The sequence below is a fragment of the Kutzneria sp. NPDC052558 genome, assembly GCF_044547355.1.
Lineage (GTDB): Bacteria > Actinomycetota > Actinomycetes > Mycobacteriales > Pseudonocardiaceae > Kutzneria.
The window spans coordinates 211,901-225,566 of the sequence record NZ_JBIUAG010000009.1; the positions used below are offsets into that span (position 1 = coordinate 211,901).

Sequence of the window (13,666 nt, forward strand, 5' to 3'; positions counted from 1 at the left end):
ATCCCTGCGAGGTGTCGCGATGAGATCCTTACGCCCCAAGGCGGCCTGGCCGGCGGCGGCCGCGGGCCTGCTGCTCACCCTCGGTATGGTCGGCTACGCCGGCGTGACCACCCAGGCGGCCGCCGCCCCGGCCGCCACCGGCTACGGCGTCGCGCCGTACGTCGACATGACCAACAACCAGGAACCGATGCTGAACGCCGCGATCAGCGGCGCCGGCCTCAAGGCGTTCACGGCGGCGTTCGTGATCGGCAGCGGCTGCACCCCGATCTGGGGCGACACGCTGCCGGTCACCAACGACCCCACCGTGAACGGCGAGATCTCGGCCGCGCAGTCGGCCGGGGCGCAGGCGATCGTCTCCTTCGGCGGAGCCGGCGGCGTCGAACTGGCCCAGTCCTGCACCAACGCCACCTCGCTCACCTCGGCCTACCAGACCGTGGTGAACACCTTGCACGTCAACCACATCGACTTCGACGTGGAGGGCGCGGCGATCGCCGACACCGCCTCGGTCAACCGGCGGTTCGCGGCGATCAAGAGCCTGGAGAGCGCCAATCCCGGGCTGGTCGTGTCGGTGACGATCCCGGTGCTGCCCACCGGGCCCGACAACTACGGGACGGCGTTCCTCCAGGCGGCCAAGGCCGACGGCGCGCGGCTGGACGTCATCAACATCATGACCATGGACTACTACGGCAGCTGGGACAGCAACCCGCAGATGGGGTCCTACGCCACCCAGGCCGCCACCGCCACGCTCAACCTGGCCCGCACCCTGTGGTCGTCGGACACCTACGGCAACATCGGCATCACCCCGATGATCGGCCAGAACGACGACGCGGCCGAGATCTTCACCGAGTCCGACGCCCAGGCCGTGGTGAACTTCGCCAACAGCAACGGGATCGGCCGGCTGGCCTTCTGGTCGGTCGACCGCGACCAGCCCTGCGGCGGCGGCGTGAGCGGCCTGCCGTCGTGCACCAACATCAGTCAGTCCAAACTGGACTTCAGCAAGATCTTCGACTCCTACAACGGCGGAGGCGGCGGAGGCGGCACGCCCCCGCCGACCACGACGACCACCACCACGACCACGCCGCCCGGCGGCGGCAGCTGCTCGGGCATCGCCGCGTGGAACGCCACCACCGCGTACGTGCCGGGCAACGTCGTCTCCTACAACAGCCACAAGTGGACCTCGCTGTACTGGTCCACCGGCGTGACGCCGGGCTCGGCCATCGCCTGGAACATCTGGCAGGACAACGGGGCCTGCTGAGCGGACCCACGGCCCCCGTTCTCGCCGCGCGAGAACGGGGGCCGCGCGCAAGCAGGCGCGTGAAATCCGGTGGACCGTCGGGCGGTGGTCCGGCGATGAGCCAGTCGCTGCCCGATGGTCTGACGCTGCGCGCCGCACAGCCGACCGACCTCGCCCAGATCGGCGCTCTGCTGGCCGAGCGGCACCCCGACGTGTACCCGGGGCCGCAGGTGGAGCTGATGACGGCGCTGTTCCCGCCGGTGTCGGCCGACCTGCTGACGTACTACGTGCCCTGATCCGCGAGACACCGGCCACATCGCGGCGTTTCCGGAAATTGATTTTCGGGCACCGCCGTTGACCTGGGTGAACAGGGGAGGCGGCGATGGCGGCGATCAGCTGGGGGGAACGGGGGCCGTTCCCGTGGCGCGCGGTTGTGCACTGGGCCGTGGTCGGGGCCGCGCTGGGGTGGGTCGCGTGGCGGATCCCGGGCATGGTCAGCCAGTTCACCGAGACCGGCGTGCACCTGGAGACCGTGCGTTGGGGCTGGCTGCTGGTGGCCGTGCTGAGCGGCGCGGGCGCGCTGGCAGTGTACGGCGAACTGCACCGGAAACTCCTGGTCGTGGGCGGTGTTTCGCTGCCTTCCGGCACGGTCCAGGGCATCAACTTCGCGCAGAACGCGGTCTCGACGACGGTGCCGGTGGTCGGCGGGGCGGGGTCGCTCGGCTACGGCATCCAGCAGCTGCGGCGCCGGGGCGTGAGCGGGCCGGTCGCGGCCTGGTCGGTGCTGATGGCCGGGTTGATCACGAGCGTCTCCCTGATCGTCATCGGAGCGCTCGGGCTGGCCGTCACCGGTGAGCTGCCGGCCGTTGTGGCCGTGCCGATCGCCGTGGTGGTCGGCGGCGGGACCTTCGGCGCGTGGCAGCTGCTGACCCATCCGGGCGTGCTCCGCCGGGGACTGCTGTGGATCATGCCTCGACGCTGGGCTTCCCGCGCCGAGTCGGCGGTGCTTCGCCTGTCCGACGACGTCGCCTCGTTACGGCCCAGCGGCCGCGAGTGGCTGGCGCTGGTCGCCGTGGCCCTCCTGACCTGGGTGCTGGACTTCGTCACGCTGGTGGCCAGCGTGCTCACCGTGGACGTCGAGATCCCCTGGGCGGCGTTGGTGGTCGGCTTCCTGATCGTGCAGGGCAGCATCGCGTTGCAGATCCTGCCCGGCGGCGCGGGGCTGGCCGAGACCGGGCTCCTCGGGGTGCTGCTGAGCGCCGGCATCGCCGCCGCGCCGGCCGGGGCGATCGTGCTGTTCTACCGGGCCATCACGTGGCTGGGCCTGGCGGTCATCGGCTGGGCCGTCTACGCCCGGTCGGCGCGGGCCTCCTCCACGAACCACTCGTAGCCCAGGATCAGGCCGAACAGGGTCGTCGGCATCTCCACCAGCAGCCGCATCACCGCCGACAGCCGACCGCCGCCGTAGACCTGGGACCGGTGCATGCCCAGCGCCGCCTGCTTCTGCGCGGCGTACTTGCGCACGGAGATCCGGTGCGTGATCGCGTCGGACGGGCTGAACGCCGACGACCAGAGGTCGGGGTCGTGCCCGAACGGCACCCGCAGGAGGCGGCCCAGCCGTATCATCCGCACCACGAAATCGCGCGGCACCGTCGCCTCCAGCACCCGCACGCCGGCCAACTCGGCGGCGCGGCGGCCGACGACGTTCACCTTGAGATGGTCGCGGTGCCGGTAGCCGCCGTTGACGTCGTAGCTGAGCAGCAGATCGGCTCGTTCCTCCCGGAGCAGGCGGGCCAGCCGGCCGGCCGCCTCCTCGACATCGGCCCGGGCGAAGCGCTGGCGGTCCGGCGGGTCGGGGTAGAGCACCGGGCCGTGGCCGCTGTCGGCGTAGCCCAGGTGTTCGACCCGGTGCACGCCCAGCACCTGGGCGCTGGCCCGCAGTTCCAGCATCCGCTGCGGCTGCCCCTCGTCGGCGGCGACCATCGAGTCGGTCGCCACCACGATCACCACCCGGTGTCCTTCCGCCGCCGCGCGGGCCAGCGTGCCGCCGGTCAGCAGCACCTCGTCGTCGGGATGGGCGTGGAACGCCACCAAGGTCGCCATCGCACGAGTCTGCCCGATGCCGGTCAATTCCGACAAAGTCGGGCTGTCACGGGAAAACCTGCGTCGCCGCTGACGGAATCGACCCGTTCGGGCCAGTCGCACCGGCGTAGCATCGATCACGAGGGCTGCGCGTCTCGACAGCGAAGAGGTGAAGCAGCATGTTCTCGGAGCGGGTAGTCGAACGGTATCGGTTCACCTGCGCCCGGTGCGGCGAGCACTCGGACGACGTCTACCAGGTGACCCATGTGACCGATGCCGAAGGGGACACTTTTTCCTTCTACAGCCACGGGGGTCACCCGTGCGAGTCGCCGGCCGCCGAGGAGACCATGTGTCCCGGCTGCCACTGCGGCCCGGTCCACGTAGGACTGCTGTCCAGCATGGCATGGAGGGCCGACATCACGACGTGAGGTCCGACGTGGACGGTCGGTCACCGGGCGGGGGTGGACCTCCCAAAACGAAACCACCCCCGAGCCACCCTCAAACCCACAACTCACCGGTGATGCGCAAGCGCCTCATGCGCAACCGCCGCCCGCACCGCCGGCTCGGTATGCACCGTCGCCGCCCCCAACCGGGGAACGGCGTGCACCAGCTGGTGTTCGACGTCGTGGGCGATGCGGTGGGCTTCCTCGACGGTGAGCGACGCGTCGACGGTGACGGCGAGTTCGGCGCGGAGGGTGTGTCCGATCCACCGCATCCTCATGTCCCCCACGCCAACCACGCCGGCGACCCCGATCACGGTCCGCTCGGCAAGGTCGAGAACCCCGGGGTCGACGGCGTCCATGAGCCGGCGGAACACTTCCCGTGCCGCGTCGCGCAGCACGAACAGGATGGCGACGGTGATGCCCAGGCCGATGACCGGGTCGGCGAGCGGGATCCCGACGGCCACTCCGCCGGCGCCGAGCACGACGGCCAGTGACGTGAAGCCGTCGGTGCGGGCGTGCACGCCGTCGGCGACGAGGGCGGCGGAGCCGATGCGCCGGCCGACGCGGATCCGGTAGCGGGCCACGATCTCGTTGCCGAGAAAGCCGACCAGCCCGGCGGCGGCGAGCACCGGCAGGTGTCCGACGGGCTGCGGATGGATCAGCCGGTCGATCGCCTGCCACGCCGCGATCACCGCCGACCCGGCGATGATCATCACCACCACGACGCCGGCGAGGTCCTCGGCCCGACCCAGACCGTAGGTGTAGCGACGGGTCGCGGCGCGGCGGCCGAGCAGGAACGCGATGCCCAGCGGCACGGCGGTCAGCGCGTCGGCGAAGTTGTGGATCGTGTCGCCGAGCAGCGCGACGGACCCGCTGAGCAGCACCACCGCCAGCTGCACGACAGCGGTGGCGAACAGCAGCACGAACGACCAGAGCAGCGTCCGCAGCCCCTGCCGACTGGTCTCCAGGGCGGTGTCCACGCGATCCGCCGAGTCGTGGCTGTGCGGCTTCACCACATGCCGCAACCGCCCCCACCGCGAATGCCCGTGCCCATGACCATGCCCGTGTTGATGGCTCATGGTTGCCAGAATGCGCTGCTCAGGAGCAATATGCAAGCATGTGCGCGCACAAGAACATGGCAGGTGCCAGTGGTTCGCATCAGCAGGTCGACGGCGAACGCCTGAGCATCGCCGCCGACGTGCTGCGCCACCTGGCCGACCCGACCCGCCTGCACCTGCTGCACCTACTCGGCGACAACCACGGCGAGCAGGACGTGAACACGCTGACCGAGCAGGTCCCCGCGTCACGGTCCTCGGTGTCCCAGCACCTGGGCCGACTCCGCCTCGCCGGGCTCGTGCAGGCCCGGCGGGACGGCCGCCGCATGCTGTACCGCGTCACCAGCGACCACCTGTCGGGCCTGGTCGAGGAGGCGCTGGGCTACGCCGACCACGCGGTCCTGGGCATACCCCACCACCGTTAGATGTCGACCCGGGTGCCCATCACCACGGTGCGCTCCACCGGCAGCCGGAAGTACACCGCCGGGCTGGCGGCGTTGTGGGCCAGGCCGATGAACAGCATCTTCTGCCAGCGCGGCATGTTCCTGTCCGGCCCGACCTCGATGCTGACCCGGGACAGGTAGTAGAACGCCGAGTCGGGGTCGACCTCCAGCTCGGACGTCAGCATGAACGCGTCCCGCAGCGCGCCGGGAATGTCCTGGTCGTCCTGGAATCCGAAGCGGACGGTCAGGTGCACGACGCCGTCGTCGGTCTGGTGCAGCGAATCCACACTGAACCGTTCAGTGCGGGGCACGTGCGGCACGTTCTCCGGTGTCACCGTCACGACCACGACGTGCTCGTGCACCACGCCGTTGAACTCGAAGTTGGCCCGCAACGCCAGCGGCACGGTTTCCTTGTGCGGGTGGGGAAACACCGCCGTCCCCGGCACCCGCACCGCGCCGCCGTCACGCAGCTCGTCCACGAACTCCACCATCGAGCCCTCGATCTCGGTGCGCCGCGCGGTGACGACCCGACGCCCGCGTTGCCACGTCAACATCACCGTCACGACCATGGCCCCGAGCAGCAGCGGCAGCCAGCCGCCGTGCACGACCTTGGTCAGGTTGCCGGCGAGGAACGACAGCTCCAGCCCGCCGAACACCACCCCGACCAGCGTCAGCTGCCACCACTTCCAGTGCCACGCCGCGCCGGCCAGCACCAGGAACAGCGACGTCGTCAGCAGCAGCGTGCCGGTGACCGCCAGGCCGTAGGCGGTGGACAGCGACTGCGAGGAACCGAACGTCACGGCCAGGATCAGCACGCCGGCCAGCAGCAGCCAGTTGATGCCGGGCACGTAGATCTGCCCGCTCTCCTCACGCGAGGTGTGCCGGACGGTCAGGATCGGCAGGAACCCCAGCTGCACCGCCTGCCGGGCCATGGAGAACGCGCCCGAGATCACCGACTGGGAGGCGATCACCGTCGCCGCCGTGGCCAGCACGATCAGCGGGATCTGGGCCCACCCGGGCGCCAGGATGAAAAACGGGTTCGACACCGCGTCCGGCCGGCTCAGGATCAGCGCCCCCTGGCCGAGATAGTTCAGCGTCAGCGCGGGAAAGGCCACGAAGAACCAGGCCTTGCTGATCGCCGCCCGGCCGAAGTGCCCCATGTCGGCGTAGAGCGCCTCGGCGCCGGTGATGGCCAGCACCACCGCGCCCATCGCCACGAACGCCAGGAACGGCCGGTCCACGAAGAACGAGATCGCCGAGGTCGGGGACAGCGCCAGCAGGATGCCGGGGCGGGCCACCACCCACGGGATCCCGAGCAGCCCGATCACCACGAACCAGAGCAGCATGATCGGACCGAAGAACCGGCCCACCCGGTGCGTGCCGAAGCGCTGGGCCAGGAACAGCAGCACCAGAATGGTGACGCTGATCGGCAGCACCACGTCCTTGACGTCCGGCGCCACCACCTCGATGCCCTCCAGCGCGGACAGCACCGAGATCGCCGGCGTGATCACGCTGTCGCCGAAGAACAGCGACCCGCCGATCACCCCCAGCAGCACCGCCGTCGCGACCATCGTGGTGCGGCCGGCCACGCTGCGCCGGATCAGCGCGGCCAGCGCCATGATGCCGCCCTCGCCGTCGTTGCCGGCCCGCATCACGAACACCACGTACTTGATCGACACGATGATCGTCACGGCCCAGAAGACCATCGAGATCACGCCGTACACGTCGTCCGCCACCGGGCGGATCGCCCCGTTGTCCAGCGCGAACACCGTCTGGATGGAGTACAGCGGGCTGGTGCCGATGTCGCCGAACACGACGCCGAGCGCGCTCACCGCCAACGCCGTCATCCCGGTGCGCTGGTGTCCCTCGTTGCTCACGCGGCCCAGTCTGCCCGGCCCGGCCCGATCGGGCCGCTCGACACACAGCCATCAGGAAGACGTGCATACTGCTGGCGGTGGGTCCGTATGGCGTTCCGGCGGTATCCGTGGTGACCTTGGGACATGCCCACGTTGCTGAGGCGAGCCCTGGACGCCGCGTTCGGCCACCCGCGCGGCGTCGCCGGCCGGATGGGTGGCTCGATCATGGCGTTCGGCAACCGGGAGCAGGAGCGGGCGGCCATCGGCCTGGCCGCGCTGAGCTCCGGCGAGGTGGTGCTGATCATCGGGCACGGGCCGGGTGTCGGCATGGCGCTGGCCGCCGAGGCGGTGTCCCCCAACGGCCACGTGATCGGCGTCGACCCGTCCCCGCTGATGCGGGCCATGGCCGCCGAGCGCTGCGTGCAGTGGATCCGCTCCGGGGATCTCGAAGTGCGGCCCGGCAGCGCGGAGAACACCAGCTGTGCCAACGAAAGCATCGACGCGGCGATCTCCGTGAACAACGTCATGCTGTGGGACCGGCCGGCCGGGTTCGCCGACATCCACCGGGTGCTGCGGCCCGGCGGCCGGCTGGTGGTCACCGTGCACCGGCACGTCCTGGACTTCCGGCCCGCGCGGCTGCGCGAAGAGGCCGAGGCGGCGGGGTTCGTGAACGTGCGGCTGAGCATCGGTCAACCGGTGGAACTGGTGGCGTGGCGGCTCCAGTAGTCCAGCAGCCTGCCGCAACGCCCATGCCGAGGGTGCTGCGCCTGCGGGACCACGAGTTGGCCCTCGGCGTGACAGTGTTGGCGCCCGCGGCGAATCGCCGCTCTTCCCGGCCGTCCCGAGCTCGACCTGCGGGACCGGGTGCAGATCGTGGTCTTGGCCTATCGCACCGGATTGGTGTCATTGCCCGGCCTGAGCACGGTTGCGTGGAACTTGCCGCCGGTCGCGGCGGCGTGCTCGATCGCCGCGTGGACGTCGTCGAGGGCAAACTCCGTGACCTCGAACTGGTTCAGGTCCAGCAGCCCGGAGCGGATCAGCTCGATGAGGCGGAGATTGGCCCAGCGCGGGTACATCCACTGCCCGCGAACGGTGATCCCGTTGCGCATCAACCACCGGTACGGCAAGGACAAGTCGTCCTGCACACCGCCCATCAGCACGATCCGGCCGTACTCCCGGACGGTCATCGCCGCGGCCCGCACGGGGCCGCCGCCGACCGACGGCGGCAGCAGATCCAGGACGAGGTCGACGGGCCCGGCTGCGGCCATGGCCTCCCGATCGGTGTCCTCATCGCCGGTCAACACGACCGTCCTAACGCGACTACCGAATCGCTTTTCCAGTTCTGCCAGCATCTTCTCGTCACGGCCGGGCGCGACCACCCGGGCCGCGCCCATGGCCAGCGCCACCGCGACGGCCGCGCTGCCGAAGTTGCCGGTCGCGCCGCTGATCACCACGGTCTCCCCCGGCCGGAGCTCGCCGGCGAGAAAACCACCGTACGGAACCAGACTCACCACGGTCGCCGCCACCCACCGCCCGGCGTTGGCCGGATCGATCGGCCCGAGCGGGATCGCGTTCTCGGTGGGGACGAGCAGTTGCTCGGCGAACGAGCCGTCGCCGTACGGCCGCTGGAGACGAAGGCCGCCTTCGCCGCGGGCGCTCCAGCCCTGCAACATGATGTCCGGGGTCAGGGCATGATCACGCGACCTCAGCGTCGGATCGCACAGCACCCAGTCCCCCACCGCCAGGCGGGTCGCATCCGGACCGACGGCACGGACCCGGCCGACCGCCCCGATGCCGATGGTGACCGGCAGGTCCAGTTGGAAGCCGCGGTCGCCAGCCAGCGCCTCGCCGGTGTAGGGCAGGACCGGGGCGGCGACCACGTCGACCAGCACTTCTCCGGTCCCCAGCACGGGATCGGGCACCTCCCGCACGCTCAGCGGGGCGCCGAACTTCGTGAGCACAGCGGCTTTCATCGGTGGTTCCCTTCGACGGATGCCACCGATCCAACAAGGATCCTGGCCGGGTAACCAGACCTGGTATTATCCTAGGACTAGCCACACCCATGGAGGCGTGCCATGCCGACCGGACTCGGCGAGTTCCTGCGGTCCCGGCGCGAGCGCCTGACCCCGGAATCCGTCGGCCTGCGCCCGGGTCGCCGTCGCCGCACGCCCGGCCTGCGCCGCGAGGAGGTCGCCGAGCTGGCCGGCATCGGCGTCGACTGGTACGTCCGCCTCGAACAGGGCCGAACCGTCCGCCCCTCCACGGCCACGGTCGAGGCGCTGGCCGAGGCCCTGCGGCTGGACGACACCGAGCGGGCGCACCTCGCCGTGCTGGCCCAGCAGACCCGGCGGCCGGCGTTCGAGCCGGAAACCGTGCCGCCGTCGGTGAAAACCCTGATCGAGGGCCTGAGCCAGCCCGCGTACGCCACCGGCCGGCGCTGGGACGTGCTGGCCTGGAACGACGCCGCCGTCGAGCTGTTCAGCGGCTTTCCCTTCGAGGACCGCAACATCCTCGTCTACCTGCTGCTGAACCCGGCCGCACGGCGGCTGTTCGGCCCCGGCTGGGCCGACCGGGCCCGGCACACCGTCGGCCAGTTCCGCGCCGCCCACGACGTCTGGGCCGGCGATCCGGCCTTCACCGAGCTGGCCGCGCGGCTGGCCGCCGGCTGCCCCGAGTTCTCGACCTGGTGGGACGACCACGGCATCGCCGTCGGCAGCGGCTCCGGTCGCAAGGTGTTGCACCACCCGGAACGTGGCGTGGTCGCCTACGACTACGCCACGTTCCAGTCCAATGACGACGCCGCCGTGCGCCTGGCCGTGTACACGCCGGTCGATCGGGGTCATGCTGTCCCGGTGTGACCGCTGCCGTTCGCGGCCCGGCTGCTCAGCTGACGTCGGCCCGGTCGATGGCGATGTTGCGGCCGGCGCTGGCCGGGTTCTGGCCGCTGCCAACGGTGATCGTCAGCGTGTGCGATCCGGTGGCGACCTTCGGGCTGGTCCACACCACACCGGAGGCGTTGCGGCTGGGGGCGTAGTTGTCGAGTGTGACCGCCGGCCCGCCGTCCAGTGACAGCAGCATCTGCCCCTGGTCGAAGTCCCGCACGGCGTGCAGGGCGACCTGGCTGCCGGTGAAGTGGAACTGCGCCACCGAACCGGGGGTGTAGCTCCAGTTGGCGGTGCCGTCGTACATGTCGGGTACGCCGTTGGTCTGGCCCCAGTTCGCCCCGTACTGGAAGTAGTTCGGGCCGGAAGTGACCGTGCCGTCGACGATCTGGGTGATCGGGCCGGTGGCCGGCGACAGCGTCACGAAGTAGGCGTCGGCGCCAGCGGACCAGCCGATCGGCACGGTCGAGTCGCCGGTGACGAGCGTGGTGCTGACGGTGACGGGCTGCGACAGTGGGTTCTGGTCCGGGATCCGTTGCACGGCAACCTGAACGCCGGAGCTGCCGGCCAGCCAGGACGGCAGGTTCTTCAGGCTCAGGGTGATCGTGCCGGTGTTGTTGGCGGAGTCGCCGAGCAGCACCGTCGCCCGCCGCAGCGACTGGTCCTTGGCGGCGACGGCGTCGGTGCTGGCGCCGCCGTTGTCGACCGACACCAGCTGCCCGGTGATCTTCGCGTACGCCTCGTACACCCACCACTGGCCGGTCGGCTGGCCGTCGACCAGCGTCGAGTCCAGGCTGCCGGTGACGCAGCAGTCGGTCCAGATCGCGTGATCGGCCAGGCTGATCCCGGACTTGGCCAGCTCGGCCAGATACCAGGCCTGGTAGCCGGCGTGCTGGTCGCCGGAGAACAGGTACTCGTTGTCGGCCAGCTGCACGCCGCTGATTCCCCTTGCCGACAACAGGGATCGGGCGGTCTGCGCGTCCTGCACCGGGTGCGGGCTGAAGTGCCAGTTCAGGTAGGTCGGCACGGTGCCGGCGGACTGGGCGTGATCGAGGAAAGTGCCCAGCTGCTGGGGATTCCAGCCGGACTGGCTCGGGCCCATGATCGACGCGTCCGGCGCGAGCCGCCGGATCTCCCGCACCGCCGTGTCCCACATCTGGAAGTACTGCGGGGAGTTCAGGCCGGCGGGCCAGAAGGCGGTGCCGTCCGGCTCGTTCCAGACGTCGTAGTTCACGGTCAGCCCGGACGCCCTGACGTCGCCGACGACCTGGTCGATGAACCGGATCCAGTTCGCGCAATCCCCGTTCGTGCAGGGGTAAACCGTGGACGACGGCTGTGTGGTGTCGGCGCCGAACAGGTCGCTGACCAGCAGGTCGTAGCCGGCGTGGTAGGTGCTCAGGCGCCGGGCCTGGTCCAGCGCCGACGTGATCCGGACGCGGTAACCGCTGCCGGCGGTCATGCCGTCGCCGATCCAGCCGTGGCCGTCGATCCTGGCCCCGCCGCCTCGACCGGACTTCACGTTGAGTGGGCCCAGCAGGGAGTCGGCCGGGGCGCTGCCGTCCTGACTCAGGCCGTAGAGGAAGCCGGAGCCGACCCCGGTCGGCGCGCCCAGGGCGGTCCCCAGGTCGACGGTGATGGTGTGGTCTGCTTGCGGTGCGGGCACAATCGCCGCGGCGGCCAGCAGGGCGGCCGTGGCGAGCAGGGACGTGGTCATCGTTGACCCTTCGTCGGTCTACACATGCAGGGTGCTGCCGGCGCGCCGGAACACGGGAATGCGCGCCAGCGGGGCCTGGGCCTCAACGCTCTGGCCGCCGGCATGCTCCACGCCGGTGGCCACGTCGATCCAGGTGCCGCCGGCCGGCAGGTGCACCGGCCGGGACCGCGCGCCGAGCTCGGTGATCGGCGCGACGAGCAGGTCGGGGCCGAACAGGAACTCGTCCTCGACCGTCCACGCGGATGGATCATCCGGGTAGTCCACGAACAGCGGCCGCAGCAACGGAATCCCGGTCCGAGCGGTCTCCCCCAGCTGCTCCGTCACATAGCCGCGCAGCCTTTCCCTCAGCCGCAGCTGCTCGGCGATGATCTCGTACGCCTCCTCCCCGTACGACCAGATCTCGTTGGGGCCGCCCGAATGCCCGGCCCCGAAGCCGATTCGCGGCTCTCGATGGCCGTGCAGGCGCAACAGCGGGCAGAACACCCCGTACTGGAACCACCGGATCACCAGCTCCCGATACTCGGGCGAGGACGGATCGCCCCCGTGGAAGCCGCCGATGTCCGTTGTCCACCACGGGATCCCGCTGACCGCGACGTTCAGGCCGGCCCGGATCTGCCGGGCCAGCGAGGCGAAGGTGGAGGCGATGTCCCCCGACCACAGCGCCGCCCCGAACCGCTGGCTACCGGCCCAGGCCGAGCGGACCAGGCTCACGGGGATGTCTTCTTCCTCGGCCAGCGCGTGCTCGTAGATTCCCCGCACGTGCTCCCGCGGGTAGAGGTTCGCGACCTCCCTACCCGGGCCGGCGGCGAAGCGGAGGTTGGCGAACTGCTCGGGGAAGATCTCCGGCTCGCAGGCGTCCAGCCACCAGACGCGGATGCCGTGGTCGTAGTAGCCGGTCTTGAGGCGGGACCACACGAACTCGCGCGCGGCGGGGTCGGTCGCGTCGTAGAAGGCCACCCCGTGCTTGTGGTCGCCGAAGCCCTTGTCGGGGAAGATGTGGTGCAGCGGCAGGCCCTGCTCGGCGCCGATGAGGAAACCGTTGTCCCGCATGGTCTGGTAGTTCTCGCTGAGCGGATTGACCGAGGGCCACACCGAGACCATGAGCTTGACGCCGAGGCCGTCCAGCTCCTTGACCATGGCCTCCGGGTCGGGCCACTCGGCCGGGTCGAACCGCCAGTCGCCCAGGTGGGTCCAGTGGAAGTAGTCGGCGACGATCACGGCCAGCGGCAGGCCCCGGTCGCGGTGCTCGCGGGCGACGGCCATCAGCTCGTCCTGGTTGCGGTAGCGGAGTTTCGACTGCCAGAAACCCGTTGCCCAGTACGGCATGGCCGGGGCGTGGCCGGTGGCGTCGGCGTAGTGGGCGAGAAGGTCGGCCGGGGTGTCGCCGGTGGTCACCCAGTAGTCGATCTGCCGGGCCGAGTCGGCGACCCAGCGGGTGCCGTTCTCGGCGAACTCGACGCGGCCGACGGCCGGCAGGTTCCACAGCAGGCCGTAGCCCCGTGAGGACAACGCGAACGGGATCGTCACCTCCGCGTTGCGCTGCACCAGATCGAGCACCATGCCCTTCTGGTCGAGGCGCCCGTGCTGGTGCTGGCCCAACCCGAAGATCTTCTCGTCGGGATAGGCTCGGAACCGCTGTTCCAGCCGGTGGTAGCCGTCCCCGTTGGGCGCGAACAACCTCGGCCCGGGCCAGGCGAAGTGCCCGGGTTGCTCGGCCAGCAGCTCCCGGCCGTCCTTGCTGAACGTCAGGAGGCCATCGGCCACCTCGAGGTGCAGCCGGCCTACCGTCAGCGAGGTTTCCGTCGCCACTGCGGGCACCTCGGCCGGTGGCAGCTCCAGCGCGCCGGGGATGTCCGGCACGATCGCCTTGCGGCCGACGCGGACCCGGATGCTGTCCGCGCCCCACGGCTGCGCGCACACCACGTGGTCGGCGGTGCGGAACCACAGTTCTGTCACG

At 70.6% G+C, this 13,666-nt stretch carries 12 protein-coding genes; 6 read left to right on the forward strand and 6 right to left on the reverse strand.

Going from position 1 to position 13,666, the window contains the following annotated elements; translation table 11 throughout:
• The first annotated feature begins 19 nt into the window (after window positions 1–19).
• From ACIG5F_RS18910 to ACIG5F_RS18920, 3 genes are all read left to right on the forward strand, one after another.
• Window positions 20–1,255, forward strand: coding sequence for a chitinase (locus ACIG5F_RS18910; RefSeq protein WP_396519014.1), 1,236 nt, complete (start codon window positions 20–22; stop codon window positions 1,253–1,255).
• A gap of 95 nt (window positions 1,256–1,350) precedes the next feature.
• Complete coding sequence (locus ACIG5F_RS18915; protein ID WP_396519015.1) at window positions 1,351–1,530, forward strand: hypothetical protein; 180 nt, start codon at window positions 1,351–1,353, stop codon at window positions 1,528–1,530.
• Between the two features lie 86 nt (window positions 1,531–1,616).
• Complete coding sequence (locus ACIG5F_RS18920; RefSeq protein WP_396519016.1) at window positions 1,617–2,624, forward strand: YbhN family protein; 1,008 nt, start codon at window positions 1,617–1,619, stop codon at window positions 2,622–2,624.
• Here ACIG5F_RS18920 and ACIG5F_RS18925 read toward each other — a convergent pair.
• Entirely contained in the window at window positions 2,582–3,337 is a 756-nt protein-coding gene (locus ACIG5F_RS18925) for a PIG-L deacetylase family protein (RefSeq protein ID WP_396519017.1), read from the reverse strand. The two genes, ACIG5F_RS18920 and ACIG5F_RS18925, sit on opposite strands and share 43 nt — an antisense overlap.
• A gap of 490 nt (window positions 3,338–3,827) precedes the next feature.
• Window positions 3,828–4,838, reverse strand: a complete 1,011-nt coding sequence (locus ACIG5F_RS18930; protein WP_396519018.1) for a cation diffusion facilitator family transporter — start codon at window positions 4,836–4,838, stop codon at window positions 3,828–3,830.
• A 56-nt stretch (window positions 4,839–4,894) separates the two neighbouring features.
• Between ACIG5F_RS18930 and ACIG5F_RS18935 the strand changes: the two genes are divergently transcribed.
• Window positions 4,895–5,239: an ArsR/SmtB family transcription factor gene (locus ACIG5F_RS18935; protein WP_396519019.1), complete on the forward strand. Its 345-nt coding sequence runs from the start codon at window positions 4,895–4,897 to the stop codon at window positions 5,237–5,239.
• Here ACIG5F_RS18935 and ACIG5F_RS18940 read toward each other — a convergent pair.
• The gene (locus tag ACIG5F_RS18940; protein WP_396519020.1) at window positions 5,236–7,134 is read right to left on the reverse strand and encodes a potassium transporter Kup; all 1,899 of its coding nucleotides are present in this window, start codon (window positions 7,132–7,134) and stop codon (window positions 5,236–5,238) included. The genes ACIG5F_RS18935 and ACIG5F_RS18940 overlap by 4 nt on opposite strands.
• 123 nt (window positions 7,135–7,257) lie before the next feature.
• Between ACIG5F_RS18940 and ACIG5F_RS18945 the strand changes: the two genes are divergently transcribed.
• Window positions 7,258–7,839: a class I SAM-dependent methyltransferase gene (locus ACIG5F_RS18945; protein ID WP_396519021.1), complete on the forward strand. Its 582-nt coding sequence runs from the start codon at window positions 7,258–7,260 to the stop codon at window positions 7,837–7,839.
• Between the two features lie 158 nt (window positions 7,840–7,997).
• Here ACIG5F_RS18945 and ACIG5F_RS18950 read toward each other — a convergent pair whose 3' ends face one another.
• Window positions 7,998–9,086: a zinc-binding alcohol dehydrogenase family protein gene (locus tag ACIG5F_RS18950; RefSeq protein WP_396519022.1), complete on the reverse strand. Its 1,089-nt coding sequence runs from the start codon at window positions 9,084–9,086 to the stop codon at window positions 7,998–8,000.
• Between the two features lie 102 nt (window positions 9,087–9,188).
• Here ACIG5F_RS18950 and ACIG5F_RS18955 point away from each other — a divergent pair, with 102 nt between their 5' ends.
• Window positions 9,189–9,971 (forward strand): helix-turn-helix transcriptional regulator, encoded by a 783-nt coding sequence (locus ACIG5F_RS18955; RefSeq protein WP_396519023.1) that lies wholly within the window; start codon window positions 9,189–9,191, stop codon window positions 9,969–9,971.
• Window positions 9,972–9,996: 25 nt separating this feature from the next.
• On the opposite strand, the gene ACIG5F_RS18960 is transcribed toward ACIG5F_RS18955, so the two are convergent.
• Window positions 9,997–11,709, reverse strand: a complete 1,713-nt coding sequence (locus ACIG5F_RS18960) for a hypothetical protein (protein ID WP_396519024.1) — start codon at window positions 11,707–11,709, stop codon at window positions 9,997–9,999.
• A gap of 18 nt (window positions 11,710–11,727) precedes the next feature.
• Window positions 11,728–13,665, reverse strand: coding sequence for a TIM-barrel domain-containing protein (locus tag ACIG5F_RS18965; protein WP_396519025.1), 1,938 nt, complete (start codon window positions 13,663–13,665; stop codon window positions 11,728–11,730).
• Window position 13,666: the final 1 nt, after the last annotated feature.

Excerpts from the sequence above, each read along its gene's own strand:
- ACIG5F_RS18920 (WP_396519016.1), top strand. The coding sequence starts at position 1,617 with ATGGCGGCGATCAGCTGGGGGGAACGGGGGCCGTTCCCGTGGCGCGCG.
- ACIG5F_RS18930 (WP_396519018.1), bottom strand. The coding sequence starts at position 4,838 with ATGAGCCATCAACACGGGCATGGTCATGGGCACGGGCATTCGCGGTGG.
- ACIG5F_RS18925 (WP_396519017.1), bottom strand. The coding sequence starts at position 3,337 with ATGGCGACCTTGGTGGCGTTCCACGCCCATCCCGACGACGAGGTGCTG.
- ACIG5F_RS18935 (WP_396519019.1), top strand. The coding sequence starts at position 4,895 with ATGGCAGGTGCCAGTGGTTCGCATCAGCAGGTCGACGGCGAACGCCTG.
- ACIG5F_RS18945 (WP_396519021.1), top strand. The coding sequence starts at position 7,258 with ATGCCCACGTTGCTGAGGCGAGCCCTGGACGCCGCGTTCGGCCACCCG.
- ACIG5F_RS18960 (WP_396519024.1), bottom strand. The coding sequence starts at position 11,709 with ATGACCACGTCCCTGCTCGCCACGGCCGCCCTGCTGGCCGCCGCGGCG.
- ACIG5F_RS18950 (WP_396519022.1), bottom strand. The coding sequence starts at position 9,086 with ATGAAAGCCGCTGTGCTCACGAAGTTCGGCGCCCCGCTGAGCGTGCGG.
- ACIG5F_RS18955 (WP_396519023.1), top strand. The coding sequence starts at position 9,189 with ATGCCGACCGGACTCGGCGAGTTCCTGCGGTCCCGGCGCGAGCGCCTG.
- ACIG5F_RS18915 (WP_396519015.1), top strand. The coding sequence starts at position 1,351 with ATGAGCCAGTCGCTGCCCGATGGTCTGACGCTGCGCGCCGCACAGCCG.
- ACIG5F_RS18910 (WP_396519014.1), top strand. The coding sequence starts at position 20 with ATGAGATCCTTACGCCCCAAGGCGGCCTGGCCGGCGGCGGCCGCGGGC.